Below are 26,682 nucleotides of genomic sequence, written 5' to 3' on the forward strand. Positions count from 1 at the left end.
ATCCGATTCTACAACCATGACAGAAGGCATAGCTCGCTAGGGATGGTCTCACCTATCGACTTCGAAATCAGATCACACACAAGTCAGCAAACAAGCTAACCGTGTCCACTTTTTCAGGGGAACCTCAGATGACCATCGGCGGCTTGGTGCCCATCGCTGCGACGGTCACCAGGGCTATGCGGCGGTGCAGATTCCACCGTTGCATCGCGAGGGCGATGATGAAGCCGCCCATGAACAGGAAGATGACGTTGTTCCCGTAGGCCGCGCCGACGTCGTTCACCGAGATCGATTCGCCTGCTTCGTCTGAGCCGAAGACCGGGAAGATCACCAGCGGCAGCAGCGCGGTCGCGGGGATGGGTATCGCCTCGGTCATCCACCAGAGGCCCATGAGAACTGCGGTCGACGCCGTGAGCCGGGCTCCCTGCCCGACCTCGGCGGGCAGGATCACGTAGACCAGTGCCGCGAGTGCCACGCCGGCAACGAGCCCGATCCACTGCCGACGCCGCATCTTCGGTTCCACCTCGTCAGCGCGCTCACCCGCCGACTGGTGGTCGATCTCGTCGAACTCCTGCTGTGAGTCAGGCGATCCGGAGCCTCGGCCGGCCGAGCCCGGTGTGTCGGACCGGTTGTCGCGTGGCCGTTCGCCGCTGCGCTGCACCATCGGAGCCTCCTCGGTATGCCTGCGTGGCACCCAGCCTATCGAGGAGCGTGTCGGAATTATCCGAAACCGCCGCCCGCCGACGTGCCTATGAGGTGGCCGACCAGCTGTGCCACGTCAGAGACTCCACGACGATCACCGGTCCATCGGGCCGTCGGAGTCGATACTGCGGGTACTTCGCGGCCAGCGTGTCGATGCCGTGACTGCCGATGGGTTCACCGGCGTCGACGACGTGTGCCCGGCCGTCGACCCGCACCCACCAGAGTTCATCCCAGTTGTCGGAATACACGTCAGCCAAGAGTGACACCGCGGGGTTGTCCGCGATGCTGGCGAGACGACGGAGTGCGGTGGTTCGTTTCGGCTTGTGATCCACGCACGTGTAGATGACGTCGTCGTCGAGTGCGCACACGACGGGGACCAGGTGCGGCTTGGTGGAGGGTGACACGGTGGCGAGCGTGACCGACCGGGCGGCGGCGAAGCGTTCGCGACTCAGGCGCAGGTCCATCATCCGAGGATGGCATGCACTCGTGGGAAACAAGGTCACCGATGAGCTCGGGCGCCGGTTCGGGTCCACCTCTGTGTCCGAACCCCGATCCGGGGGACCCGACCCGAAAGGGCCAGCACCATGACGAACCAGAACGTTGCCGTCAGCCGCACGATCTCCGCCACGCCCGAGGAGGTGTTCGCGGCGCTCGCCGACCCCCGCACACACCAGGCCATCGACGGCACCGGCTGGGTTCGGGACGCAGTCGACACGACACCGCTGCGGGAGGTGGGCCAGGTCTTCCGGATGAACATGTACCACTCCAACCATCCGGATGGTGACTACCTTATGGAGAACCGGGTCGAGGTGATCGAACCGCGGTCGGCGATAGCGTGGCAACCAGGGCAGCGCAACGACTCCGGGGAGCTCGAATTCGGCGGCTGGACATGGCGGTACGACCTGGTGCCGGTGGGGGAGTCGTCCACCGAGCTCACCTTGACCTACGACTGGTCGGCCGTACCCACCCACATCCGCGAGTACATCGAGTTCCCGCCGTTCGCCGACGACCATCTGCGTAACTCGTTGAACCACATCGCCGAACTTGTCGGTTGATCGTCAGCCGACGAGGTCCGGATCCGGATCGCGATGCGCCGACGCAGCCGATGTGGGTGACAGATCGGCGGTGAGCAGGTCGACGGTCGGGCTGCGCGTGATCACCTTGTGGCCCCACCACAGAGCGAGGAACACGAACAGTGCGCCGTAGGCGGTGAGCCAGAGTTCGAGGTTCCCCGCGGATCCGTCGCGGATCGCCGGGAGATTCTGCCCCGCGATGACTGCAACACACATGAGCAACGCGATGATCGGGCCGGCCGGGTAGAGCCAGGCCTTGTAGGGGAGTCTGCCGAGGTCCAGACCCTGCGCCTGCCACGCCCGACGAAAACGATAGTGGGCCCACGCGATACCCATCCACGTGATGAAGCCCGCCACCGACGAGGCGGTGACCAGCCAGACATACGCGCGACCGTCGCCCACCCGGCTCGCCAGGAAGCAGAGGGCGCCGATGGCCGTCGTCGCGGCCACGGCAAGGAGTGGCACTCCTGATCGCGTGACCCAGGCGAACACACGTGGGGCGTTGCCCTGCACCGACAGGCCGTACAACGCGCGGGTTGCCGCGAACAGGCTCGCATTGCCCGCCGACAGGATCGCGATCAGGATCACGGCGTTCATCATCGATGCCGCCACCGCGATCCCCGCGTCGGAGAACACGAGGGTGAACGGGGCGATCGCGATGTTCTCCGCGGATGCGTTCAGCAGATTGGGATCGGTGTACGGGATCAGGAACGCGATGACGGTCAGGGTGCCGATGTAGAACAGCAGGATGCGCACGAAGACGGTGCGCACGGCGCGCGGAATCGCCGTCTTCGGTTCGACCGCCTCGCCGGCGGCGACTGCGATCATCTCGGTGCCCTGGAATGCGAAACCGGCGATGAGGAAGACCGACAGCATGCCGAGCGGGAAGTCCACGAACGGAGCGTCGTCGATCGTCCAGTTGCTGAAGCCCGGCGAAGGACGGTCGCCGATGACACCGAGAATCAGCAGCACGCCGACGATGAGGAAGACGACCACCGCGATGACCTTGATCGCCGCGAACCAGAACTCGGCTTCGCCGAATGCCTTGACCGCGAACAGGTTCAGCGCCAGCAGACCCGCCAGGAACACGACCGACCAGATCCACGACGGCACGTCGGGTGCCCAGTACTTCATGATCAGCCCGGCGGCCACCAACTCGGCGGCCAGGGTGACCGACCAGTTGAGCCAGTAGTTCCACCCGGCTGCGAAGCCGAAGGACTTGGACACGAAGCGCTTTCCGTACTCCTCGAACGGGTTGCTGCACGGGATGTACGCCGAGGCTCTGCATCAGGAAGAAGACCATGCAGCCCATCAGCAGATACGCCAGGATGGCGCCACCCGGGCCCGCGTCGGAGATGGTGGCGCCCGAGGCGACGAACAAGCCGGTGCCGATGGCACCGCCGAGCGCGAGCATGCTGATGTGACGACTCTGAAGTCCCTTGCGCAGCGACTCGTCGGGGGTGATCCCCAGGGGACTGGACATCGGCAGAGTCTAACGGCCGGTCGGCCCGTCGGCCGGGTGTTGCACTGTTGCCTAATTGCTGAGCTTCAATCGAGGCTGGTCAGTTCGGAGACCAGTTCGTGCACCGGGTCACCGGGACCGATGTCGTAGGTGCACTGGTCGTGCCTCGGGTCCGGGACGAATGCCCAGAACAGTGCGGTTGCCGTCCCGGCCGCCCGCTGACCGGCGACCTTGGTCCGGAAGTCGTCGGCGCGCTCGGATGTCGAACCGCATGAGCCGGCATGCTGGCCGATCTCGTTCACCGCGAGGGGTTTTCCGACTACGCGTGCCTGGCGTAGACGTTCGGCCAGTCCGTTCCACTGATCCCCGGGGAGCGCGACACCGTCCGCACCGTAGTCGTGATAGTCCAGGACGTCCACGTACGGGGAGCCGGCGACGTACTGGTAGTCGGGCCCGGCGGTGCCGCACTGGCCACCGCCGGTGAAGCCGGACCAGATCACCGCCCCGCCGTGCAGTCGGGTGACCATCGCGCCTGCGCTGCCGAAAAACGACCGCAGTACGCGCGCGGCGTCGACCGGGCACGACCGCTGCTGCCATCCACACGACTGATCGCCACAGATGGACGGTTCGGGTTCACCCACCAATTCCCATCCCGCCAGGGCCGACCTGCTCTTCCAGCGTCCCACTGCCGTCCTGACCCACTGCTCGAACGTGAGTCCACCCGCGCCGGCGACGGTTCGCCAGCCGGATCGGTACCAGTCTCGTTCCTTGAAAACTTCGCTCTCGCATGCGCCATCGGCGGCCGCGAGGACAGGCAAGACCATCTGACCGTGCCGCGCGGCGGCGTCGAAGACGGCATCCATCGGCCCGAAATCCAATTGCTGGGTGTACTTGTTCACGGCCAGTTGAGCGAACAGATTGAAGCGAGTGAGCGAATGCGGAGGTAAGCCGGCGAAATAGTCGTCGAGATCAACCATCGCTCCGCAACCGGCATTCACCGACCAATCGGTGGCCAGCTGGTAGGCGTCGAATCCGGATGGCCACCACTGGCGTCCATCGAGCGTCAGCCCAGCCGGAGTGGCATCGACCCGGTTGGGCGCCGCATGAGCGGGCGGCGGCAGCAGCCAACTCAGGAGCAGGCCGATGCTCAGCACCAGAATCGGAGTTCTCATCGCGGGCAGATGCATGTGTGCGTCCTGGGATGACGGGGACCGACTGTGGCGTCGGCCCAACTCGTTCGATGATTGCACGCCGGCGGCGCGGTTTCGATCGCGTCCGAGAATGGGTACGGAGAAACGTTTCGTGTGCGCCGAGATCGAGTTAGAGCCGCTGGGCTCATTCCTCATTTGCCGACCTGCGCGACACCTGTGACACCATCGTGCTCGTGATGGGCGTACTGATAGTTGCTGCAGTGCTGCTCATCGCGAGCGCGGTGCTCGCATGGCAGGACCCACGTCGTCTGAGCCCCGGCATCCTGCTGACCGCGGGCTTGTCGGGCGTGATGCTCGCCGCGGTGATCGCGGCCGTGGACAGTGGCGTCGACGACGACGGCTCGGTTCTCGCGCCGGCGGTCGTCATCGTGGCCCTCGGACTCGTTGCGCTGCTTGCCATCCTCATTCTCGGGGTGTCGTTGATCGCCAACGGCGTGACGCTTCTGCGCCGAGAGGGGCGCCGCCCCGCGAACCTGCTGTCGGCGCTCCTGGGTGCACTCCTGTCCGGTTACGCGCTCACTGTCCTGCTCGGGATCATCGTCGGATGGTTCGACGTGTCGACGAGCAACGCTCTGCTCAACTTCCTCCTGGCGGTGGGGATCCCGGCCGGCTACTTGGGATTCGTGTTCGCCTCGCTGCTGCTCTGGTCGTGGCTGTACGGCAGGTGGAGCAGGTGGCGGGCGCGACGGGCGAAGGTCGGCGCGATCATCGTCCTGGGTGCCGGTCTGCTCGACCGGTCCCGCGTCGGTCCGCTGCTGGCGTCACGACTCGACCGCGGTCGCGAGATCTATGATCTGGCCCGGCCTTCCGGCCTGGACCCGCTGATCATCTGCTCCGGAGGCAGAGGTGGCGACGAGCGGCTGTCGGAGGCCGCGGCGATGGCCGAGTACCTCGTCTCGAAGGGCGTCGATCGTGATGCCATCGCACTCGAGGACCGATCCACCGACACCGCGGAGAACCTCCGGTACTCGAGGCGTGTGCTCGACGAGCGTGGAGTGACCGAATCGGTCGCGGTGGTGACGAGCGGCTATCACGCCTTCCGCGGAGCGATGCTCATGCGGTCTGCCGGGATCGACGGATTCTCGACCGGCGCCCACACCGCGCGATACTTCGTCCCCAACGCCCAGGTCCGTGAGTTCTTGGCGGTTCTGCGTGACCACCGATGGATCAACGGAGTCGTCTTGGTCCTGCTCAGTGTGCCGCTGATCGCCGCACCGCTGTCGCTCTCTTTGGCTAGTCGATCACCGGACCAGGGGGCCTCGCGAGTTGCGGTGATGGTGGAGCCGATGACGGGAATCGAACCCGCGTATTCAGCTTGGGAAGCTGATGTTCTGCCATTGAACTACATCGGCGTGCGAGTGCCGGACTCGCGAACGACAGCCTAGCAAACCCGTGGCCGGTCCGGTCGCCGGCACGCGCAGATGTCGTGGATCGTGGCGTCAGGCGCAACGAACTGCGACATCTAGGCGAGACCGGGCGGCGGCGGGCCGACGCGATTCAGTTGCGACGCAGAATAATTCGCCGGAAGGGGTTGCGTGCCGGGCGGCCGGCCGGTAGTCTCGAACGTAGTTTCGAGTAAAGCCATGATGACGGGGGATGAAATCATGGCTTCTACCGGGCCATCTGCACCACCACCACTTCTTCTCGACCAGTACAAGCGCCTGCATGCACTTATGGACGAGATCGCCGAGACGCAGTCCACGGACTGCTCCGAGACCGAACTGCTGCAGGTCGCGATCGAGCACGAGCGCGCCGAACGACGGATGCTGTCGCTGTTCACCGACCACATCGTCGATATCGACGAACGGTCGGCGTACCGGAAGATGGGGTGCCAGACCGTCTCCAACTTCTTGTGCCACGCGCTGAACCGGCGCGGCGAGGCGAACCGCCTGATGAATCGCGTGTGGGCACTGGGCAGGTTCCCGGACATGCAGGGGGTGCCGCTCGAACCGCGCTTCCCCGAGACCGCCAAAGGTGTTGCCGACGGCGAGATCTCGGGACGCCACGTCGACGTCGTCATCGAGGTGATGCGCAAGATCCCCGCCGACGTTGATCCCACCGACCGGGAAGCCGCCGAGGCGACGCTCGCGCACTACGCACGCGAGTACGACCCGTCGTCGCTCCGTGACCTCGGCGCCCGCATCCTGGCCCACCTCGACCCCGACGGAACCATCACCGACGACCGCGACCGCGCCCGCAACCGTGGCCTCAAACTCGGGCCACAAGACGCCCAACTGATGTCCCGGCTGACCGCAACGCTCGACCCCGTGACGCGCGCCATGTTCGACGTCGTCCTGTCGGTGTGGGCCGCTCCCGGGATGAACAATCCCGCCGATCCCGAGTCGCCCACCGGGAACCCCGCCGCCGCGGACCCCGACGCGCTGGCCGCCGCTGCCGGACGCGACAAGCGCTCCGCCGAGAAGCGGAACCACGACGCGTTGCGCGCCATGCTGCGCTTCGTGCTCGACGCCGGCGCGCTCGGGGGTTCGCACCACGGGCTGCCGCCACACCTCGTCGTCTCCATCACCGAATCGGCGCTGCGCGACGCGGCCGGCGACCCGGCACGGACCGCGACGGGAACCCTCCTACCCATCAAGGACGCCATCGACCTCGCCGCCGACGCGCAGCATCATCTCGCGGTCTTCCGGGACCACTCCAGCGAGGTGCTCTACCTCGGGCGGTCCAGGCGATTGGCCTCGCGCGCACAACGAATCGCCGCGGTCGCCCGCGACGGCGGCTGCACCTTCCCCGGATGCACACGGCCGTCGTTCGACTGCGAGATCCACCACGTCGTCGAATGGGACGCCCACCACGGCTCCACCGACCTCGACACCCTCGCGACCGCCTGCCCACCACACAACCGGGTGGTCGGCACCGGCGTGGATCAGTGGGCCACCACCATCGCCACCGATGGGGTCGACGCCGGCCGCGCCGTCTGGCACCCGCCCCGCTCGCACCCGTCGTCGACGCCGCGGATCAACCATGCCCATCGCGCCGACGCCATCCTCGACCGGATGCGCGCCGATGTCCGGCGGCGCAGAACAGCGGCACCGGAGAGCGGAGGGTCGGCGCCGACCGACACCGGCGCAGATCCTCCCTGACCATTCGATAACCTCGACACCGTGCTGCTCTCCGACCGCGACATCCGCGCCGAGATCGCTGACGGGCGCCTCGCCATCGATCCGTTCGATCCCGCCCTCGTCCAGCCCTCCAGCGTCGACGTCCGGCTCGACGGCCTGTTCCGGGTGTTCAACAACACCCGCTACACCCACATCGACCCCGCGCAACGCCAAGACGAACTCACCTCGCTGGTCGAACCCGCCGACGGCGAGCCCTTCGTGCTGCACCCGGGTGAGTTCGTGCTGGGGTCCACCCTCGAGGTGTGCTCGCTGCCCCACGACCTCGCCGGCCGCCTCGAAGGCAAGTCGTCACTCGGTCGGCTCGGCCTGCTCACGCATTCGACGGCGGGCTTCATCGACCCCGGCTTCTCCGGTCACATCACCCTCGAGTTGTCGAACGTCGCGAATCTACCGATCACCCTCTGGCCCGGCATGAAGATCGGGCAGCTGTGCCTCATCCGCCTCAGCAGCCCGGCCGAGGAGCCGTACGGCAGCGCGTCGGTCGGATCGAAATACCAGGGACAACGTGGACCCACCCCGTCGAAGGCGTACCTGAACTTCCAGAAGCACGACTGAGGTTTCGACTCCGCTCAACCAGCGGGAGCACTCGGCTCAACCGGCGGGTGGACGGACCGGGTGGGCGCGGCTCCGGAAGTTCACCCAGCCGATGACAACCCGCCACGGCGAGGATGGTTACCGGTGGTTCCAGCTGGGTAACCGTTGCCCTCATGAAGCTCACGGTGATCGGATGCGGCTACCTCGGTGCCACTCACGCGGCCTGCATGGCCGAACTCGGGCACGACGTCGTCGGCATCGACGTCGATCCGTACAAGATCGAACGCCTCCAGGCCGGCGAGGTCCCGTTCTTCGAGCCGGGGCTCGCCGACATCCTGCGCCGCAACATCGACGCCGGACGACTCCGCTTCACGACCGACCATCTCGCGGCCGCCGACCACGCCTCGGTGCACTTCCTCGGCGTCGGGACCCCGCAGGAACCCCGCGGGCACCGGGCCGACCTCTCGCACGTGTACTCGGCGATCGACGCGCTCGTGCCGACGCTGCGGGGCGCACACCTCATCATCGGCAAGTCGACCGTACCGGTCGGCACCTGTGCCGAACTCGCACAACGGATCTCGGTACTGTCGCACGCCGGGGCGGATGTCGAACTGTCGTGGAGCCCGGAGTTCCTGCGCGAGGGGTTCGCCGTCGAGGACACGCTCCGGCCGGATCGGCTCGTCCTCGGTACCGGTTCGCTCGACCCGAGCGGCCTCAACACGGCCGCCGACGACCCCGAGGCCGGGTCGTCGGCCGGCGAGGTCACCCGCGAGATCTACCGCGAGATCCTCGAGACGGGCGTGCCGCTGATTGAAACCGGCTGGGCCACCGCGGAACTCGTGAAGGTCTCGGCGAACGCCTTTCTGGCCACCAAGATCTCGTTCATCAACGCCATCAGCGAACTGTGCGAGATCGCCGGCGCCGACATCAACACCCTCGCCGACGCGATCGGGCACGATCCGCGGATCGGACGCCGATTCCTCAACGCCGGTCTCGGTTTCGGCGGGGGCTGCCTGCCCAAGGACATCCGCGCCCTGACCGCGCGCGCCGACGACATGGGCGCCCCGCGGGCCGTCGGCTTCCTGCGGGAGGTCGACGCCATCAACATGCGTCGCCGGGGTGCGGCGGTGGAACTGGTCTTCGAGGCCCTCGGCGGCGAGGTCCTCGGGCGCAACGTCGCCGTCCTGGGCGCCGCCTTCAAACCGGAGAGCGACGACGTCCGTGACTCACCCGCGCTGACAGTGGCCAGCAGGCTGGCGCTCGAAGGGGCGTCCGTGACCGTCTTCGACCCGAAGGCCATGGACAACTCACGACGCGTCCACCCGAGCCTCGGCTACGCCACCTCGGCGCGCGACGCGTGCGACCGGGCGGACGTCGTCGTCATCGCCACCGAGTGGGCCGAGTTCGTGCACATGGCGCCCGAAGAACTCGAGGGCGTCGTCCGCGCCAAACGCATCGTCGACGGCCGGCGCTGCCTGGACCCGCAGATGTGGCGCGACGCGGGTTGGGACTACCGCGCCCTGGGCGGCCCCGCTCCCACCCGCCCGGCGCCGCGAAACCACCCGTCCGAGCAGGTGAACGGATATGCGCCGGGGGCCACCGTCCGCTGAGTCGTGCTAGGTTGAGCTCGCGATTGTCCAGGGGGCACCGTCTCGCCGTGGGGGACATGAGGCGAGGTGCACGTGAGGTGCAGGAATCAACCAGATGACCGACACGGTGGCCGATCCGGCCGTGACACCGACGTCTGCGCAGGCAGAGGTCACGGTCAGTGCTGCCGTCGTCGACGCCGTGCGCGCCGAACTCGCGGGGCGGGGGATCGTGCAGAACGCCGAGGTCGTGCTGTTCGATCTCGATTCGCGGGCGGGCGTCTCGGTGGGACGGTTGGACCCGGCTCGAGGGACCGTCGCGGACTCCTACTCCGATTCCGGTCTCACCCTCGCCGTCCTGGATGAGGTGATCGCCGACCATCTCGTTCGGGTCGGGCGGGTGGCGGCACCGACCTCGCGCGAATGGCACGAGGAGGTCCTCGACCTCGTCACCCGCGGCCGCGAGCGGCTCCGCGAGTCCGACGGCACCTTCCTGATGGGCCGCGACCATATCCGGCTGTTCCGCATGGCGCGCCGCGACGTCGCCGAAGCCGGAGCCCCGCTGACCGCACGCGCCGAAGACCTCGCCCGCGCGGCGGTGTCCGGAGCCTCCGCCCCCGCGGTCGTGGTCACCGATCGCGTGAGCGCATGGCCCGGCCTCCGGGACGCGATTGCGCGAGCCGTACCCGTGCCGGTCGTCGACGTCGATCCGTCGGGGAGCATCACTCGGCCCCCGGCGCACGGCGGACACGCGGCGGAACCTGAGTTACCGCACCCGATCGCGGTGTCCGGCGATGTGATCGAACCAGACGTGGAAGTGGCGACCCCGCCCGCCGAACAGGATGCGGTCCCGACCCGGTCGGATGACGGTTTCGCGGCCCCCGCCGAGATGGCCGAGATCGCTCCGCGTGGCGACGACCATACGCACGACACGCACGACACCCCCATCTTCGAGTCCGTCACTCAGTCGCCACCGGTGGTGGCCACGGCGTTCGGGGCGCTCGCTCCGTATGTTGCTGCCCCGGATGTCCCTCGCGCCCAGTTGCTTCGGGACGACCAGCAGTTCTCCGAGCTCTCTCCGGTCGGTCACGATCAGCGCACGCCGACGAATGCGGTTGCCGAGCCGCCGCCGTCGGCCGAGTCTGCGCCACGGTGGACATCGGCGCACACGCCCACGCCGCCCGTCCGGTCCGGCGATGGGGAGGTGAACGTCGATCCGATGGCCGGGTATTCGGCGGACACGGGGTCGGCCATCGGGGCTCCACCGCACTTCGACGTGTCCGTAGCGCGGCCGCAGGCGGCCGGCGCGAGCCGACGGCGGCACGGAGGCAAGCGCGTTCTCGCCGCGGTGGCGCTGCTGTGCGCGGTGGCCGTCGTCGCGGTGGCCACGGCGTTGGCCGTCGGACACGATGAGGCGTCGCCGACCGTGGCCGCGCCGCTTCCCCAGCGCACCAGCGCCACCCCGGAACCCGAATTCGCTGATCCCGCAATCTATGCCGAGGCCCGGCAACCGGCGCGCCGATACACGACTCCTCCTCCGCCGGAGACGACGACGCCCTCCGCGGAGGAGCCCGCGCCCCGGCCTCGTCCCCGGCCACGGACTCCGCGTCCGCCAGGTGGTGTGACGATCCCGCTTCCCGGTCTGCCGCCGATCGTCCTGCCCTGACGCACGAACCCGATGACCGTCCCCGAGCCGGGTCTCAGTCGCCGGGCCGGGGCGCCAGTGCGCGCGCCACGAAGTCGAGGACGTTCTCGTAGTTCGCCGATGCATCGACGTCGGGGTGATAGGCATGGGCGAGTTCGAGACTCACGGCGCCGTGAACGGCGGACCAGGTCTGCATGGCTTGTTCGACGGGGTCGGCGGACAAGATGACCCCGGCCACCTGGCCGTACCGGATGGTGTCGACGAGGACCTCGAATGCGTTTGCGGCCACGTCGATCTCGGGCGTGCACTGCGCTGAGAACATCAGCCCGTAAAGCACCGGATTGGCGAGTGCGAACTGCCGGTACGCCACACCGGCGTTGCGCAGACGAGTCGCCGGATCGTCATCCCTCGTCGCAATCGCCCGTCCGAACTCCGCGTACCCGTCGGTGACCAGGGCGTCCAGCAGGCCGTCCCTGCCGTCGAAGTGGTTGTAGACGCCCATCGGGGCGACCTTCGCCTCACCGGCCACGGCCCGAATCGTCAGACCGGCCGTGCCATCGCGCTCGAGGATCGTGCGACCTGCCCGGAGCAGCGCGGATCGGACGTCGGCGCCTGCTGTACGCGTGCGTGGCTTCGCGGGGGACATATTGACAACCTACTGGAACAGTGTTCTTCTTGAGTAGAACACTGTTCTACAAAGATGGGACATTGTTCTAACGGCTCGCAGAGACCGCTTGCGCCACCCGACCAGGAGAAGATCGATGCCAACCGAACGCACGCATGCTCGCTGGTGGGCGCTGGGCGCCCTCAGCTTCGCCGAACTACTCGTGATGATCGACAACACGATCGTCAACGTGGCGCTCCCGACGCTCGCCCGCGACCTCGGCGCCGGAATCTCGGGCCTGCAATGGATCGTCGACGCCTACACGCTCGTCTTCGCCGGCCTGCTGTTGACCGGCGGCTACCTCGGTGACCGGTTCGGGCACCGTCGCGTGCTCCTCACCGGCATCGGAGGTTTCATGCTGGTGTCGGTGCTGGCGGCGTCATCCCAGAACCTCGGGCAGCTCATCGCCGGTCGCGCGGGGCTCGGGGTCTTCGCGGCGCTGGTCTTCCCCGCCACGCTCGCGATCATCACGACCATCTTCGTCGATGCCCGGGAACGCGCGATGGCTGTCGGGATCTGGGCGGCGGTCTCCGGAGTGGCAGTGGCCATCGGACCGGTTCTCGGCGGCTGGCTCCTCGAACACTTCTCGTGGACATCGGTGTTCTGGGTCAACGTCCCGTTCGGTGTGGTGGCCCTCGCGATGATCCTGGCGGTCGTACCCGGCACGCGACCGGTGTCGGTGCCCCGGTTCGACGCGCTCGGGGTTGTGCTCTCGATCGCCGGCCTGGGCCTGCTGACCTTCACCCTGATCGAGGCGCCCCACGTCGGTTGGGCCACGGCGCGCACGGTGGTGGGTGTCGTTGTCGCAGTGGCCATCCTGGCGGTGTTCGTGGCCACACAGCTGCGGATCGCGCACCCCATCCTCGACGTTCGGCTCTTCGCCAACCGGCGCTTCGCGACCGCCGCCGGGATGATCAGCGTCGCGTTCTTCGCGCTCTTCGGCTTCATCTTCCTGATCACCCAGTTCTTCCAGGCGGTGAAGGGATACGGTCCGCTGGCCGCTGGTGTCCGTACCCTCCCGTTCGCGATCGTGATGGCAGCGCTGTCGCCGGTTGCGATGGCACTGTCGCACCGTTTCGGGCCCCGGGTGGTCTCGGTGACCGGGGCCTTCCTGATGTCCGGCGGGTTCGCGCTCGTCGAGCTCTCTGCGCGGGACTCCGGGTATTGGGAACTCATCATCTGGGCGATGTCGCTGATGGCGGCGGGTCTCGCCTTCATCTCCGGCCCGTGCACCCAGCTCATCATGGACGCACTGCGTCCGGAACAGGCCGGCGCGGGCAGTGCGGTCAACGACACGACACGCGAGATCGGCGGGACGCTCGGTGTCGCGGTCCTCGGATCGATCCTGACATCGGCGTATGTCGCCGGGGTCGGGGACCGGCTGTCGGGCAGCGGGTTGCCGACCGAGGCGGTCGACGCGGCGAAGCAATCGGTGATGGCCGGGGCCGGGGTGGCCGACCAGGCGCCGGGCGCGATCGGTGATGCGGTCCGGATCGCGGTGCAGGACGCCTTCATGGTCGGATTGCACGACGCGGTCTGGGCCGCGGTCGCCGTCACGGCGGTCGCGGGCGTCGCGGCGGCATTCTTGTTGCGGGGCAGCGGGAACCCTTCGTGGCTCGTCGCTAGCGCTCCTCGCACCTCAGGGAGCGGAGGGGTTGTCGCCAGCGCTCCTCACACCTCAGCTCAGGGGGCGGAAGCCTCAGAGGTCGAGGGTGAGGTTCCCGCCGGGACTGCGTGAGACGCAGGTCAGCATGGTCCCGGCCGCGCGCTCGGGTTCGGTCAGGATGTTGTCGCGGTGGTCGACCTCGCCGGACAGCGTCCTGACCTTGCAGGTGCCGCAGAACCCCTGACGGCACGAGTACGGTACCGACGGCACCACCCGGCGGATCGCGGCGAGCGCCGATTCGTCTGCGGCGACTGGGATCTCCTGACCGGTCGAGGCCAGCGTCACCGTGAACTCGGAGCCGTTCTCCACCGGTGGCGGGCTGAACCGCTCGTAGTGCAGCTCGATGTCGGCGCGTGTCGCGAGATGACGGCGAAGCCCCTCCAGCATGGGAACCGGGCCGCAGCAGTAGACGGCGAGGTCGGCGGGGGCGTCGACGGGACCGACGAGTTCGGCCATGCTCGGCAGTCCGCGGACGTCGTCGGTCCGGATGGTGACGCGGTCGCCGAACGCGGCCACCTCGTCGAGAAACGGGATCGACTCGGCGGTGCGGCCGGTGTAGATCATCGACCAGTCCAGCCCGAAGCGTTCGGCCGTGGCGAGCATCGGCAGGATCGGCGTGATGCCGATTCCGGCCGCGACGAAGCGGATTCGGCGCGCAGGTGATCCGTGGCCGGGGACCGCGAACGGAAAGGCGTTGCGGGGACCCTTGATCGAGAAGACGTCGCCGATACGCAACGAGTCGTGGACCTCGACCGAACCGCCACCGCCGTCGGGAATCCGGCGCACCGCGATCCGGTAGTGCTCCCGATCCGCGGTGTCGCCGCACAGTGAGTACTCCCGCATGCGTCCCGACGGCAACAACAGATCGACGTGCGCCCCGGCGTGCCAGTTCGGCAGCGCGCCACCGTCCGCGGCGGCGAGGGTGAGCGCGATGACGTTCTCGTCGCGCGCGACCACCTCGCGTCCGACGATCCGGACCCGGGTGGTCCCGTCGCTCACCGCACCTCGGCGCAGCGGTGACAGCGGCCGCCAGACCGGCCACCACGCCCGGAACATCATGGTGCCGACGGTGAGCAGCGGGTCGTGCCGCCATCGGCCGTGCAGGTGGGGCGGTGGTTGCGTGAGCGTTGTCGAATGCGGATGCGCGCGTTGGTTCATGACCCTGCTCTCCAGTCCGCGCTCACGCCGCGTTGCGCGCGGCCGGCGAGCTCGCGAGATAGGCGACCGCCTGTGCGGTGCTGCCGATGTCCTCCGGCCGGAACCCGGGTCGGAAGTAGCTGAAGGTGGCGAAGACGATCGTCCGCATCTTCGGCAGCACGCCGGCCCGCACCCCACGGTGGTAATGCCAGATCTTCTGGAAGTAGTTGTACGACAACGACCTGTCCTGGCCCATGATGAATCGGTAACCCCGCTGGATGAGGATCAACAGGATCGGCAGCACCACGAACATCGCCCGGCCGCGACGCAGATATCCGTCGCCGAAGTACGCGGCGACATCGTGTGCGACGGCCCGGTGCTCCACCTCCTCGGCGCCATGCCACATGAACAGGTCGGTCATCGTGGGGTGCGCCCCGACCCGGGTCCAGGTGTTGTTCAGCGCGAAGTCGCCGAGGATGGCGGTGTAGTGCTCCAAAGCCGCGATGAGCCAGAGGCGTTCGACGAGGTGCTTGTCGCGGGCCTCCTGGGTGCCACCCTCCAGCGGGCCGAGCACCTTGCGGAAGATCCACTCCATCTGCAGTTGGTAGGGCCGCGGGTCGATGCCGTGGTGATCGAGGAACTCCCACAGGACGTGATCGTGGGCCTCGGCATGCATCGCCTCCTGGCCGATGAATCCTCGCATACGAGAGGCGAGTTCCTCGTCGACGACCAGCGGCAGTGCCTCGTTGTAGGTCTGCACGAACCACCGCTCGCCCTCCGGGAGCAGGAGATTGAGCACGCTGATGAAGTTCGACGCGACCGGATGGCCGGGAATCCAGTGGAGCGGGACATCGTCCCAGTCGAATGCCACGTTGCGGGCGTGCAGCTCGACGGGCCCCGGATCGGCCGACGGTGCGTCTCCTGGTACACGATTGTCGTTGTGCGTCATGGCGTTCACCCCGTGATGTTCTGACGGGCGCCGATGCGCGACAGCCACGGCGCGAAGCGGTAGATCCGGTATCCCACCTTCGCCTCCACGGTCACCGGCACCACCGCCTTGTTGTGCTCGATGGCAGCGACGATCTCACCGGCGACCCGGTCCGGGGTGAATCCCCGGCGCTGGTAGAACCGGTCGAGCCGATCGCGGCGGGCCTGTTCGGTCTCGGCGTCGAGGCCGGCGATCGGCGTCGAGGAGACGATGTTGGTGTCGACGAGTCCGGGACAGATCGCGCTGACGCCGACGCGGTGTTCGGCGAGCTCGGCGCGGAGCGACTCGGAGAAGAGGAGCACGCCCGCCTTCGACGCCGAGTACAGGCCGAGGCTGCGTGACGGCGTGAACGCCGCGGCCGACGCGATGTTGACGATGTGCCCGCCGACCCCGCGCTCGACCATCTGCCGGCCGAACTCCCGGCTGCCGGTGACGACGCCGCGCAGGTTGACGTCGAGGAGCCGGTCGACCTGCTCGTCGGTGGCCGCCAACACCCCACCGGCCAAACCGATTCCGGCGTTGTTGACCACGATGTCGGGAATGCCGTGGGTCTCTCGGACGCGAGCGGCGAAGGCGGCGAACTCGGCGGTGTCCGAGACGTCGAGGAGGTAGGCGTGCGCGGCCGACCCCGCGGCCTTGCAGGCGCGGGCGGTCTCGTCGGCGGACGCGAGGTCGAGGTCGGCCAGGACGAGCTCGCACCCGCGTTCGGCCAGTGCCAGGGCCGTCTCGCGTCCGATGCCGCTGCCCGCACCGGTGATCACGACGAGTTTGCCCGCCAGCGGTTTCGGTTCGGTGAAAAGCCGGGCCCGCTCGATGACCGGGGCCGGGGCCCCACTGTTGGTCTGCACCGCAAGGAAATCCAGGACGAGATCGGTCAGATAGTCGGGGTGGGTGTAGGGCAGCCAATGTCCGGTCGGGGTGTCGCGGCGCCAGAGTTTCGCGACGTACGTCGGCGTGATGTCGTAGATGGCCCGCCGCAGCGCGATGTCGCGTTCGTTGACCACCTGGAGCACCGGCACCGTGGTGGTCCGCGGATCGGGCCGCAGGAGTTTGGCGCGGATGTTCGCGCGGTACAGGGCGAGGCCGCTCACCATGTCGCGGCGCAACGAGTCGGCGACGTCGACGTTCTCCGGTGGCGTGCCCTCGACCGCGCGCAGGAACTGTTTCCACACCGCCGGATTGCCCATCGCGCGCAACAACACGTTGGGGAGCACCGGAAGCTGGAACAGCCCTGTGTAAGCCGACGACATCGACTGCGCGAGCACATTGCGCAGGTGTCGAGGGGTGGGGCTGGCGACCTGATCGCGGACGAACTGACCGAGGTGGTCGAGGTTGGGGCCGGACACCGAGACGAATGAGGCGATGCGGGCGTTGGCGCGCGGGCGGCTGACGGCCTCCCATGTCTGCACCGATCCCCAGTCGTGTGCCACCACGTGTACGGCGTCGTCGGGACTCACCGACTCCGCGACCGCGTACAGGTCGTCGGCGAGCTCGTCGAGGCGGTAGGCGGCGACCTGCCGGGGGCGGTCGCTCTCGCCGAAGCCGCGGCAGTCATAGGCGACCACGTGATACTGCTCCGCCAGCCGCGGCGCGATGTGGGTCCACAGGTGGTGGGTGTCCGGCCAGCCGTGCACCAGCAGCACCGTCGGTTTCGACGGATCGCCCAGCTCGTAGGTGGCCAGCCGGATCCCATTGTTGCTGACGGTCCCCGGACGCCACTCGGGTCGTCGAATCGCCTGTTGAGCCATCTGTCACCTCGTTGTGTGTGCCCCGCCGATGGAGGTACACGTTACCAACGGTTACACAAATGTCCAGACCCCGGAAAAGCAGTGAGGGCCCGGTCGGATGACCGGGCCCTCACCAGGGACTTCTCGCGGAACTCCGCGGGATCACTGTCGATACGACGACAGGAAGTTGCCGATCCGCTCCACGGCCTCGGTCAGATCCCGGGACCACGGCAGCGTGACGATGCGGAAGTGGTTGTGGTCGTCGAGGTTGAACCCGGTGCCCTGCACCACCAGGATCTTCTCCTGCAGCAGCAGGTCCTGGACGAACAGTTCGTCGTTGTGGATCTCGTAGATCTCGGGATCGAGGCGGGGGAAGGCGTACAGCGCGCCCTTGGGCTTGACGCAGCTGACCCCGGGGATCTCGTTCAGCTTCTCCCAGGTCACGTTCCGCTGTTCGTACAACCGGCCGCCAGGGGAGACGAGGGCCTCGATGGACTGGTAACCGCCGAGGGCCACCTGGATCGCGTGCTGGCCCGGCACGTTGGCGCACAGGCGCGTCGACGCCAGGATGCCCATGCCCTCGATGAACCCGCGCGCGTGGTCCTTCGGTCCGGTCATCACGACCCACCCGGCGCGGTAGCCGCAGACGCGGTACGCCTTCGACAGACCGTTGAAGGTGAGGCACAACAGATCCGGCGCCAGCGACGCCACGTTCACATGCTCGGCGTCGTCGTAGATGATCTTGTCGTAGATCTCGTCGGCGAGGATCAACAGCGAATGCTCACGGGCGAGTTCGACGAGCTGCTCGAGGACCTCCCGTGAGTAGACCGCGCCGGTCGGATTGTTCGGGTTGATGATGACGATCGCCTTGGTGCGGTCGGTGATCTTCGCGGCGATGTCGGCAACGTCGGGGTTCCACCCGTTCTCCTCGTCGCAGCGGTAGTGCACGGGCTGCCCGCCGGACAGCGAGGTCATCGCGGTCCACAGCGGGTAGTCGGGCGCCGGGATCAGGACCTCGTCGCCGTCGTTCAGCAGCGCCTGCATCGTCATGGTGATGAGCTCGGAGACGCCGTTGCCCAGGATGACGTCGTCGACGTCGAAGTACGGGAAGTCGGGGATGAGCTCGTAGCGGGTCACCACGGCGCGTCGTGCGGACAGCACACCGGCGGATTCGGAGTAACCCTGCGCGTAGGGGAGTGCATGGATCATGTCGCGCATGATCACGTCGGGGGCCTCGAAGCCGAACAGAGCCGGGTTGCCGATGTTCAGCTTGAGGATTCGATGGCCCTCCGCCTCGAGCCGCTGCGCGTGCGCGTGGACGGGACCGCGGATCTCGTAGCACACGTTCTGCAGCTTGAGCGACTGCTCGAGCGGCTTGAGGTTCTGGTTGAGGTGCGAAACATGGGGCCTACTCACGGGTACATTGTCGCAGCCGGTGGCAAATGCGTTTCTGCCAGTGCGGGTGAGGCCAGCTGAAAAGACAGATGTCGCCTTTCGTTGCGGTATTCGCAACGAAAGGCGACATCTGTATGCCCTATTGAGCGACTACTTGTGGCCGGGCCGCTTCTTGCCGGCCGCGATGCCGAAGCCCTTGGCCTTCGACGCCCCGGTCTCGGCGACCGTGCGAGCAGCGGACGAACCGTTGCTCGACGCCGCAGGCGCCGCCGCTGTATCGGCGTCGTCCGCGTCGCCCGGGCTCTCGACCTCGGCCGTCCCCGCGTCGGCCTCCGTCGCCGGAGCCTCGGTTTCCGCGGCCTCGGTGGCCGGGGCCTCGGGCTCTGGCTCAGCCGCTTCCGGAGCCGGAGCAGCTGCCGGTGCGGCCTTGCTCGCGCCGCCGGGTCGCTTCTTGCCAGGGGCCATGCCGAAGCCCTTGGCCTTGGCCGGCTTCTCCTCGGTCAGCACGGCGGCCGCGCCGCCCTGCGGTGCCTCGGCGGCTGGAGTCTCAGCAGCCGGAGCCTCGGCAGCGGGTGCCTCGGCGGTCTCGGCCGGTTCGACGTCCGTCTCGGGAGCGGGGGCGTCCGCAGCCTCGGCAGGTGCCGCGGCCGGCTTGGCCGCGGCCTTGCCGATACCGCCGGGCCGCTTCTTGCCCGCGGACATCCCGAAGCCCTTGGCCTTGCCGGGCTTCTCTTCCGTTGCCGCAGCAACGGGTGATTCCGTCGCCGATCCCGCGGTAGCCGACTCCGCTGTCGTCGTTCCCGCTGTCGCCGAGGCCGATTCCGTGTCCACGGTCGGGGCGGCGTCCGGGGCCGATTCGCTCTCGTCGACCTTGCTCTCGGCGGGCGCGGTCACCCCGGCGGCGGGGGCCGCCGCGTTGGTGGTCTTCTGACCCGGGCGCTTGGCCTTGCCCATGCCGAAGCCCTTGGATGCGGGCTTCTTCTCGGCCTGCGGCGTCTCGGTGGTGGCCTCGGCGACCTCCTCCTTGACCGCCTCGGAGGACTCGGTCTCGGCCGGCACCGGCTCGGCGGTACCACCGGCGGGCTTGCTCGCGGCACCGGGACGCTTGGCGCCGCCCTTCATGCCGAAGCCCTTGGCTGCCGGCTTCTTCTCGGCGGGTGCCTCGGCTGCGGTCTCGGCGGCTGCCGGCTCCGGGGCGGCCGACGCCGCTGCGGCACCGGGCTTCTTGCCGCCCTTCATGCCGAAGCCCTTGGCTGCAGGCTTCTTCTCGGCGGGTGCCTTCTCGGCGGGTGCTTCCGGTGCCGCGGTCTTGGCCGCCGCGCCCGGCTTCTTGCCGCCCTTCATGCCCAGGCCGACCTTCGGCTTCGGCGCGGCCTCGGTGGTCGCGGCCGACGCAGTCGCCGCCGCGGGCACCTTCTCGGGCTCGGGTTCCGGCTCCGGCTCGGCGAGGGTGGGACGCGGTCCGAGGAACCGGCCGCCGAGCTTGACCTCGGTCCGGTCGCGCTTCACCGACTCGAGCAGCAACTGCGCGACGTCGACGACCTCGACCTTGCCCTCGGACTCGGTACCGCTCGTCCGGGCGGTCACACCGTCGGTGAGCATGACGCGGCAGAACGGACAGCCGGTCGCGACCTTCTTGACCTGATCGCCGGTGGTATCGCCGAGAGTATCGAGCGCCTCGTCGACCCGGTCGATGTTGATCCGCTTGCCGATCTGCTCTTCCATCCACATGCGGGCGCCACCGGCACCACAGCACATGGACCGCTCGCCGTGGCGCGGCATCTCGGTCAGCGTCGAACCGGCCGCACCCATCAACTCACGCGGGGCGTCGTAGACCTTGTTATGGCGGCCCAGGTAGCACGGGTCGTGGTAGGTGACACCCTCGCCGAGCGGCGCGACCGGAACGAGCCGCTTCTCGCGCACCAGACGGTTCAGCAGCTGCGTGTGGTGGACGACCTCGTACTTCGCGCCCAGCTGTGGATACTCGTTGCCCAGTGCGTTGAAGCAGTGCGCACAGGTGACGACGACCTTCTTGCGCTGCTCGGGCGCGGTCGCGAATACCTCGCCGAGCATCTCGATGTTCTGCTGCGCGAGCATCTGGAAGAGGAACTCGTTGCCGGCACGTCGTGCGGAGTCACCGGTACAGGTCTCGCCCTCGCCGAGGACCATGAAGTTCACCGCGGCCATGTCGAGGAGCTCGGCGACGGCTTTGGTGGTCTTCTTGGCGCGGTCCTCGTAGGCACCGGCACAGCCGACCCAGAACAGGTACTCGAAGCCCTCGAACGACTCGACGTCCTTGCCGAAGACCGGGATCTCGATGTCCATCTCGTCGATCCAGGCGGTGCGCGCGGAGGCGTTCTGGCCCCACGGGTTGCCCTTGTTCTCGAGGTTCTTGAACATGCCGGCCAGCTCGGTCGGGAAGTCCGACTCGATCAGGACCTGGTAGCGGCGCATGTCGAGGATGTGGTCGACGTGCTCGATGTCGACCGGGCACTGCTCGACGCAGGCACCGCAGGTGGTGCAGCTCCACAGGGTCTCGGTGTCGATGACGGCACCGAGCGCCTCGGGATCGAACTCACCCTCCACGGCTTCGACGACCTGACCGCCGCCGAGATCGCCCTTCGATTCACCGACGAGCTTGCGGGCCGCCTCGGCGCGCGCCGACTCGGGGATCGCGTTGAGTTTGTCCTCGAGGACGTTTCCGTCGGCGTCGACGAGGCCTACCTCGTCGCCGCCCATGTCCTTGCGGCCACCGGCGAGCAGGTACGGGGCCTTGGCATTGCCGTGGTCGCGCAGCGACATGATCAGCAGCTTCGGGCTCAGCGGCTTACCGGTGTTCCACGCCGGACACTGCGACTGGCAGCGACCACACTCGGTACACGTGGTGAAGTCGAGCCAGCCCTTCCACGAGAAGTCCTCGATCTTGCCGGCGCCGAACGCGTCGACATCGGGATCGGCGGTCTCCATGTCGAGGACCTTGCCCTGGCTCATCATCGGCTTCGCGGCACCGAGGGCGACGCCGCCGTCCTGCTCGCGCTTGAAGTAGATGTTGAAGAAGGCCGAGAAACGGTGCCAGGCAACGCCCCAGCTGATGTTCATGCCGACCATCGCCAGCCAGACCATGCCGCTCATCAACTTGATGACGGCGAAGATCGACACCAGGGTCGGCGAGGCCGGGAGGATCTTCGCGACCTGCATGGTGAAGAAGTCGGAGTATGCGTTCGCGTGGCCGTAGGTCGCGATCTTCGACGCCTTGACCAGGATCATGCCCAGGCCCTCGAGCAGCACGATGACCTCGACGAAGTAGGCCGGTCCGAAGCGCGAACCGCCGAATCGCGACAACCGCTCGGGGACGCGCGGGTGGTTGAGCTGGCGGATCACGATCAGCACGATGATGCCGACGACGGTGGCGATGCCGAGGAGTTCGTCCCAGAGGTGCCACGCGAAGGTGTCACCGAAGACGGGCCAGTGGAACTCCGGGTTGATGGACTGTCCGTAGGCCTCGAACCACAGCAGGAATCCGCCGAGGAAGCCGACCATCACGAGCCAGTGCGCCCAGCCGACGGTGCGGAACTTCACCATGCGCGTGTGGACGATGAATTCCTTCATCATCGTCAGGAAGCGCGGGAGGATGGGCCAGAAGCGGGAGCTGTCGACCTTGTGCCCGAGCTTGATGGTGCGGAAGATCCGCACCACGCCACCGAGGAACAGGTACCAGCAGAGGAGGCTGATCACCGCGGCTGTCGTGCCGATGGCAATCGTCGTGGTAGTCACGGGCGCGTACCGGCCTTTCGTCTAGGTCGTCCGCCCCCGGTCGCGGAACGCGAGGCTGGGTACCACGGGGCGGTGTACTACAGGTAACCGTAATTCGTTGCGCCACCGGCGCGCTGCCAAGGCTGGCCTAATTACGCTGGTCTACCTCATATCAGATGATACTCGCGAGTAACTTACTGTCGAGTCAGGGTGTCCGAGGCCACGTCCGGGCCGCGGGCGACCGGAGACGTCACCGCGTTCGCGCGACCTTCTCGAGTTCTTCCAGCGCCGTGTCGAGGTGCGTGAGCAGGCGTTGCAGGCTCGGGAGCTGGGCCCGGGCGCCGATCAGCCCGAAGTTGATGTGCTCGGCAGTGCTGGTCACGGTGATGTTGAGTGCGAGGCCCTGCGTCGGGATGGAGACCGGGTACACGCCGTCGAGGCGGGCGCCGTTCCAGTACAGGTGCTTCGACGGCCCGGGGACGTTGCTGATGATGATGTTGAACTGCGGGGGAACGTACTGGACGAAGCCGGGCACGGTCGCGAAGGCGAGCGGCGCGAAATTCGCCGCGCCCAGCGCGAGGGCCTGCAGCGGACGAAGGCCCCGGACCACCGACTTGCTATGGCGCGCCGACTCGACGAGTTTGTCCAGGCGGCGTTCGGGATCCGGCTCATCGGTCGCGAGACTCACCAGGATGGCGGTCACCGCGTTGCCGTCGTCATCGCCGTCGGTGTGCATCGACACCGGCACCGCCGCGATGAGCGGGGCGTCGGGCAGGGCGTCCTGGTCGATGAGGTACGACCGCAGGGCTCCTGAACACATCGCGACGATCACGTCGTTGAGGGTGATGTTCCGGGCATCGGCCACTGCCCGAAGACGGTCGATCTCCCACTGCTGCGAGGCGAATCGGCGGGCGCTCCCGATCGCGACGTCGAGAATCGTGCGCGGGGCCCGTCCCAGTGGGGCGACGAACTCCGGGTCGCGGAGGCCGGCCACCGCGACCTTCGCGGCCGCGGGCCCGAGGCCGGCGACCTGGCCGGCCACGTTCGCCAGGCTGGACACCCGGCTGCGCAGACTCGGCGAGGGGCGCGGGGGTCGACGCTCGACCAGCGCCGGGTCCCACGGTGCGGTACCCGACCGGTCGTCGGGGTCGTCGGACAAGGTCCGCTGGAGTAGGCGCAACGCGGAGACGCCGTCGACGACGGAGTGGTGGATCTTGCTGTAGAGCGCGACCCGGCCGTCGTCGAGACCCTCGATGACGTGGATCTCCCACATCGGTCGGAACCGGTCCATCAGGGCCCCATGGTTGAGGGAGACGTATCGCAGCAGCTCGCGGACGCGGCCGGGGCGGGGGAGCACGGTCCGCCGGACGTGGTAGTCGAAGTCGATCTCGTCGTCGAAGGACCACGCCACGTTGCCCAGCAGGGTCACCGGGACCGCCGGCCGTTTGCGGAAGGTCGGATGGACTTCGGTGCAGCCGCAGAACGCCTCGATGATCTCTTCGGCGAGTTCGCTCGACGACTGGCCCTCGCGCGGTACGAACAGTTGGAGTCCGCCCACGTGCATGGGCTGCTCCCGCGTCTCGGCGAGGAGGAACATCGACGAGGTGACCGGCATGTACGGCATCGCACCATCACTTTCACACCACGAAATGGATGCGCGCACAGGCTGAGCGCGACCGAGGTCTCCTCAGTATCACGGGGCGACTGCCGGGTCCGGGCTCGAATGGGCATGTTGGGAGTCGGTCCCCCTACGTTGTAGGGGTGAGGTCAGGTGCTCGTCTCGTCGTACCGGTGCTGCTGGTGCTGGTCGAACTGTGGATCACCCTGGCCGTCACGTGGATGTACTTCTCGTCGGTCGGCAGGATCGACGACGCGACGGCGCCCGCCCGCCGGCCCGCGCTGCTGGTGTTGGGTTCCCTCGTCTACGAGGACGGCTCACCCGGCGACTACGTGCGAGGCCGGCTCGACACGGCGCTGGAGCTGTACCGGTCCGGGGGAGTGGACCGGATCATCAACTCGGGCAACGGTTCCGAGGAGGCGGGAAACGAACCCGCGGTGATGCGAAGCTATCTCGAGGAACGTGGTGTCCACCCGCGCGCGATCGTCGACGACCCGGCCGGCCTCGACACCGCGGCGAGCTGCCGACGCGCCCGCGAGGTGTTCGGCGTCGACGAGGTGGTCATCGTGACGCAGGGTTTCCACCTGCGCCGCGCCATCGCGTTGTGCCGCGACCAGGGCCTCGACGCGCGCGGTGTCGCGGCCCGATGTGACTGTCCCGCCTGGACTCTCGCCCGAAACCACGTCCGCGAGACGGTGTTCGCCGGGCCGCGGGCGGTGCTGACGGCGGTCACATCTCCCGCTCCTTGAGGAGCGAGCTTGCGAGCGTCACCCCGCTCCCTGAGGAGCGAGCTTGCGAGCGTCACCCCGCTCCCTGAGCCTGGATATTTCACCGATGTTGCTGGTGTTCGGCGTGTGATACGCGAAAGTGCCTGTCTACCTTGTGATTATTGATTCACCACAAACAAATAGTCACAAGAAGAAAGGCACCTCGCAGGTGAAGAATAACGTGTATCCCGAGTTGATGGTGGACCCCACGCGCACCGAGTCGGTGCTGACAACCTCCGGCGGGGTGTTACTGACGAAAACCGTGCAGGTCTGCGGCCTGGGCGCCGCCCTGACCGCGGCAATGGCGCCATGGCGAACGACAGCGACGGTGCATGATCCGGCCAAGATCGTGCTGGACTTGGCGATGACCTTGGCCACTGGTGGTGACTGCGTGGCCGATGTGGCCACAGTCCGTGCTCAACCACAGTTGTATGGGCAGGTGGCCTCTGATCCCACGATCTCGCGGGTGATCACCCGACTCGCTGCTGATGTCGAGGCGGTCAGTACCGCGATCGGTGCGGCTCGCGCCGCCGCGCGGGAACGGGTGTGGGACATCGCCCGCCCCCTGGAAGGCGCCGCGGGCAGCGTCGATGGCGGGCTGGTGACCGTCGATCTCGATGCCACGACCGTGACGGCCGGATCGGCCAAAGAACAGGCCCAGAAAACGTATAAACGGGTGTTCGGGCATTCCCCGATGTGTTCGTTCGTCGACCACGGCGCCTACGGCACCGGGGAAACACTGAACCTGGACCTGCGGCGTGGGGGCGCCTCCCCCAAGGGTGCGGACATGCACATCGCCGCCACCGAGAGGGCGGTGGCGCAGTTGCCCGCTGCCGAACGCGCCCACGTGCTCATCCGTACCGATTCGGCCGGGTGTGCCAAAGAGTTCCTGGCCTACCTGGCCGAGCAGAATCTGCAGTACTCGGTCGGGTTCACCATCACCGAACTGGTCAAACAAGCCCTGGACGTGCTGCCCGAGGCTGCGTGGGTCACCGCGATCAACACCGACGACGCCGATCCGCGAGCTGATGCCCAGGTCGCCGAGATCACCCGCTACCTACCGCCGGCCACCCGTGCCGCAGAACCCGGCTACAAGTCCTGGCCATCGGGGATGCGGCTGATCGTGCGCCGTGAGTACCCCCACAACGGAGCCCAACACCTCATCACCGATATCGAGGGCCGCCGCTACACCGTGTTCGCCACCAACACCCGCGGCCGCGGCTGGACCCTACCGACCCTGGAACTACGACACCGTCAACGCGCCCGCGCCGAGGACCGTATCCGCTGCCTCAAAGACACCGGCATGGCCAACCTGCCCTTCGAGGAATTCGCCAAAAACCAACTGTGGCTCGACATTGTCGCCCTAGCCTCCGACCTACTCGCCTGGACTCAAACCCTCGGCTACACCCGCCACGACCCCATCCGCCGCTGGGAACCCAAACGCCTACGCCACCGCCTACTCACCGTCGCCGGCAAAATCATCACCCACGCCCGCACCACCACCCTGCGACTACCCACCGACTGGCCCTACAAACACCACATACACCACGGCTGGCAACGCCTCACCGCCTAACCAGCCCCCTGTCACACGCACCCGGTCACCGCAGCCCCCACCCC

The 26,682-nt window shown here is 67.7% G+C and carries 18 protein-coding genes, 1 tRNA gene and 2 pseudogenes; 9 read left to right on the plus strand and 12 right to left on the minus strand.

The genetic code is table 11. The features are described 5' to 3' along the window. Positions 1 to 124: 124 nt before the first annotated feature. Positions 125 to 661 carry an SLC13 family permease gene (locus JW364_RS21655; RefSeq protein ID WP_240199451.1) on the minus strand — a complete coding sequence of 179 codons (537 nt, stop codon included), beginning with the start codon at positions 659 to 661 and terminating at the stop codon, positions 125 to 127. Between the two features lie 85 nt (positions 662 to 746). After that, positions 747 to 1,163, minus strand: a complete 417-nt coding sequence (locus JW364_RS21660; RefSeq protein WP_205334329.1) for a TIGR03668 family PPOX class F420-dependent oxidoreductase — start codon at positions 1,161 to 1,163, stop codon at positions 747 to 749. 120 nt (positions 1,164 to 1,283) lie between these two features. On the opposite strand from JW364_RS21660, the gene JW364_RS21665 reads away from it, so the two are divergent. Further along, entirely contained in the window at positions 1,284 to 1,754 is a 471-nt protein-coding gene (locus tag JW364_RS21665) for an SRPBCC domain-containing protein (protein ID WP_205334322.1), read from the plus strand. A gap of 3 nt (positions 1,755 to 1,757) precedes the next feature. Here JW364_RS21665 and JW364_RS21670 read toward each other — a convergent pair. Both JW364_RS21670 and JW364_RS21675 read right to left on the minus strand, forming a co-directional pair. Continuing rightward, a pseudogene (locus JW364_RS21670) lies at positions 1,758 to 3,255 on the minus strand (amino acid permease). Positions 3,256 to 3,320: 65 nt separating this feature from the next. Further along, the gene (locus tag JW364_RS21675; protein ID WP_205334323.1) at positions 3,321 to 4,421 is read right to left on the minus strand and encodes a beta-mannosidase; all 1,101 of its coding nucleotides are present in this window, start codon (positions 4,419 to 4,421) and stop codon (positions 3,321 to 3,323) included. 314 nt (positions 4,422 to 4,735) lie between these two features. Here JW364_RS21675 and JW364_RS24695 point away from each other — a divergent pair. Continuing rightward, positions 4,736 to 5,560: pseudogene (locus JW364_RS24695) on the plus strand (YdcF family protein); the annotation flags it as partial. Positions 5,561 to 5,723: 163 nt separating this feature from the next. On the opposite strand, the gene JW364_RS21685 reads toward JW364_RS24695, so the two are convergent. Next, positions 5,724 to 5,797, minus strand: a tRNA-Gly gene (locus JW364_RS21685). Between the two features lie 252 nt (positions 5,798 to 6,049). Between JW364_RS21685 and JW364_RS21690 the strand changes: the two genes are divergently transcribed. The 4 genes from JW364_RS21690 (at position 6,050) to JW364_RS21705 (ending at position 11,371) form a co-directional block, all read left to right on the plus strand. Beyond that, entirely contained in the window at positions 6,050 to 7,546 is a 1,497-nt protein-coding gene (locus JW364_RS21690; protein WP_068970957.1) for an HNH endonuclease signature motif containing protein, read from the plus strand. A 21-nt stretch (positions 7,547 to 7,567) separates the two neighbouring features. Further along, complete coding sequence (gene dcd / locus JW364_RS21695; protein ID WP_068970930.1) at positions 7,568 to 8,140, plus strand: dCTP deaminase; 573 nt, start codon at positions 7,568 to 7,570, stop codon at positions 8,138 to 8,140. A gap of 152 nt (positions 8,141 to 8,292) precedes the next feature. Further along, the gene (locus JW364_RS21700) at positions 8,293 to 9,729 is read left to right on the plus strand and encodes a UDP-glucose/GDP-mannose dehydrogenase family protein (RefSeq protein ID WP_068970929.1); all 1,437 of its coding nucleotides are present in this window, start codon (positions 8,293 to 8,295) and stop codon (positions 9,727 to 9,729) included. 94 nt (positions 9,730 to 9,823) lie between these two features. Further along, on the plus strand, positions 9,824 to 11,371 hold the full coding sequence (locus JW364_RS21705; RefSeq protein WP_068970928.1) for a hypothetical protein: 1,548 nt from the start codon (positions 9,824 to 9,826) through the stop codon (positions 11,369 to 11,371). A gap of 34 nt (positions 11,372 to 11,405) precedes the next feature. On the opposite strand, the gene JW364_RS21710 is transcribed toward JW364_RS21705, so the two are convergent. Further along, on the minus strand, positions 11,406 to 11,996 hold the full coding sequence (locus JW364_RS21710) for a TetR/AcrR family transcriptional regulator (RefSeq protein WP_068970927.1): 591 nt from the start codon (positions 11,994 to 11,996) through the stop codon (positions 11,406 to 11,408). A gap of 115 nt (positions 11,997 to 12,111) precedes the next feature. Between JW364_RS21710 and JW364_RS21715 the strand changes: the two genes are divergently transcribed. Beyond that, positions 12,112 to 13,752, plus strand: coding sequence for an MFS transporter (locus JW364_RS21715; protein ID WP_068970926.1), 1,641 nt, complete (start codon positions 12,112 to 12,114; stop codon positions 13,750 to 13,752). Here JW364_RS21715 and JW364_RS21720 read toward each other — a convergent pair. The 6 genes from JW364_RS21720 to JW364_RS21745 form a co-directional block, all read right to left on the minus strand. Next, the gene (locus tag JW364_RS21720) at positions 13,714 to 14,838 is read right to left on the minus strand and encodes a PDR/VanB family oxidoreductase (protein WP_205334324.1); all 1,125 of its coding nucleotides are present in this window, start codon (positions 14,836 to 14,838) and stop codon (positions 13,714 to 13,716) included. The genes JW364_RS21715 and JW364_RS21720 overlap by 39 nt on opposite strands. 22 nt (positions 14,839 to 14,860) lie before the next feature. Next, positions 14,861 to 15,766 (minus strand): metal-dependent hydrolase, encoded by a 906-nt coding sequence (locus tag JW364_RS21725; RefSeq protein ID WP_205334325.1) that lies wholly within the window; start codon positions 15,764 to 15,766, stop codon positions 14,861 to 14,863. 5 nt (positions 15,767 to 15,771) lie between these two features. Next, on the minus strand, positions 15,772 to 17,553 hold the full coding sequence (locus tag JW364_RS21730) for an SDR family oxidoreductase (RefSeq protein ID WP_205334326.1): 1,782 nt from the start codon (positions 17,551 to 17,553) through the stop codon (positions 15,772 to 15,774). Positions 17,554 to 17,694: 141 nt separating this feature from the next. After that, positions 17,695 to 18,948: a pyridoxal phosphate-dependent aminotransferase gene (locus JW364_RS21735; protein WP_004022424.1), complete on the minus strand. Its 1,254-nt coding sequence runs from the start codon at positions 18,946 to 18,948 to the stop codon at positions 17,695 to 17,697. A 129-nt stretch (positions 18,949 to 19,077) separates the two neighbouring features. After that, a complete protein-coding gene (locus JW364_RS21740; RefSeq protein ID WP_205334327.1) occupies positions 19,078 to 22,701 on the minus strand; it encodes a (Fe-S)-binding protein in 3,624 nt (1,207 codons plus the stop codon). Positions 22,702 to 22,930: 229 nt separating this feature from the next. Next, a complete protein-coding gene (locus JW364_RS21745; protein ID WP_159371547.1) occupies positions 22,931 to 24,304 on the minus strand; it encodes a wax ester/triacylglycerol synthase family O-acyltransferase in 1,374 nt (457 codons plus the stop codon). Between the two features lie 215 nt (positions 24,305 to 24,519). Between JW364_RS21745 and JW364_RS21750 the strand changes: the two genes are divergently transcribed. Together JW364_RS21750 and JW364_RS21755 are read left to right on the plus strand one after the other, a co-directional pair. Beyond that, on the plus strand, positions 24,520 to 25,047 hold the full coding sequence (locus JW364_RS21750; protein WP_205334330.1) for a vancomycin high temperature exclusion protein: 528 nt from the start codon (positions 24,520 to 24,522) through the stop codon (positions 25,045 to 25,047). A 214-nt stretch (positions 25,048 to 25,261) separates the two neighbouring features. Next, positions 25,262 to 26,638 carry an IS1380 family transposase gene (locus JW364_RS21755; protein WP_275892335.1) on the plus strand — a complete coding sequence of 459 codons (1,377 nt, stop codon included), beginning with the start codon at positions 25,262 to 25,264 and terminating at the stop codon, positions 26,636 to 26,638. Positions 26,639 to 26,682: the final 44 nt, after the last annotated feature.

Origin of the sequence: Gordonia sp. BP-119 (assembly GCF_016924115.1) — a bacterium.
GTDB classification, from domain to species: Bacteria; Actinomycetota; Actinomycetes; order Mycobacteriales; family Mycobacteriaceae; genus Gordonia; species Gordonia hongkongensis.

What these genes read in the sequence shown, in the direction of transcription:
- JW364_RS21745 (WP_159371547.1), bottom strand. Translation starts at nt 24,304, where the DNA reads ATGCCGTACATGCCGGTCACCTCGTCGATGTTCCTCCTCGCCGAGACG.
- JW364_RS21755 (WP_275892335.1), top strand. Translation starts at nt 25,262, where the DNA reads ATGGTGGACCCCACGCGCACCGAGTCGGTGCTGACAACCTCCGGCGGG.
- JW364_RS21750 (WP_205334330.1), top strand. Translation starts at nt 24,520, where the DNA reads ATGTACTTCTCGTCGGTCGGCAGGATCGACGACGCGACGGCGCCCGCC.
- JW364_RS21720 (WP_205334324.1), bottom strand. Translation starts at nt 14,838, where the DNA reads ATGAACCAACGCGCGCATCCGCATTCGACAACGCTCACGCAACCACCG.
- JW364_RS21705 (WP_068970928.1), top strand. Translation starts at nt 9,824, where the DNA reads ATGACCGACACGGTGGCCGATCCGGCCGTGACACCGACGTCTGCGCAG.
- JW364_RS21665 (WP_205334322.1), top strand. Translation starts at nt 1,284, where the DNA reads ATGACGAACCAGAACGTTGCCGTCAGCCGCACGATCTCCGCCACGCCC.
- JW364_RS21710 (WP_068970927.1), bottom strand. Translation starts at nt 11,996, where the DNA reads ATGTCCCCCGCGAAGCCACGCACGCGTACAGCAGGCGCCGACGTCCGA.
- JW364_RS21730 (WP_205334326.1), bottom strand. Translation starts at nt 17,553, where the DNA reads ATGGCTCAACAGGCGATTCGACGACCCGAGTGGCGTCCGGGGACCGTC.
- JW364_RS21715 (WP_068970926.1), top strand. Translation starts at nt 12,112, where the DNA reads ATGCCAACCGAACGCACGCATGCTCGCTGGTGGGCGCTGGGCGCCCTC.
- JW364_RS21725 (WP_205334325.1), bottom strand. Translation starts at nt 15,766, where the DNA reads ATGACGCACAACGACAATCGTGTACCAGGAGACGCACCGTCGGCCGAT.
- JW364_RS21660 (WP_205334329.1), bottom strand. Translation starts at nt 1,163, where the DNA reads ATGGACCTGCGCCTGAGTCGCGAACGCTTCGCCGCCGCCCGGTCGGTC.
- JW364_RS21675 (WP_205334323.1), bottom strand. Translation starts at nt 4,421, where the DNA reads ATGCATCTGCCCGCGATGAGAACTCCGATTCTGGTGCTGAGCATCGGC.
- JW364_RS21700 (WP_068970929.1), top strand. Translation starts at nt 8,293, where the DNA reads ATGAAGCTCACGGTGATCGGATGCGGCTACCTCGGTGCCACTCACGCG.
- JW364_RS21655 (WP_240199451.1), bottom strand. Translation starts at nt 661, where the DNA reads ATGGTGCAGCGCAGCGGCGAACGGCCACGCGACAACCGGTCCGACACA.
- JW364_RS21690 (WP_068970957.1), top strand. Translation starts at nt 6,050, where the DNA reads ATGGCTTCTACCGGGCCATCTGCACCACCACCACTTCTTCTCGACCAG.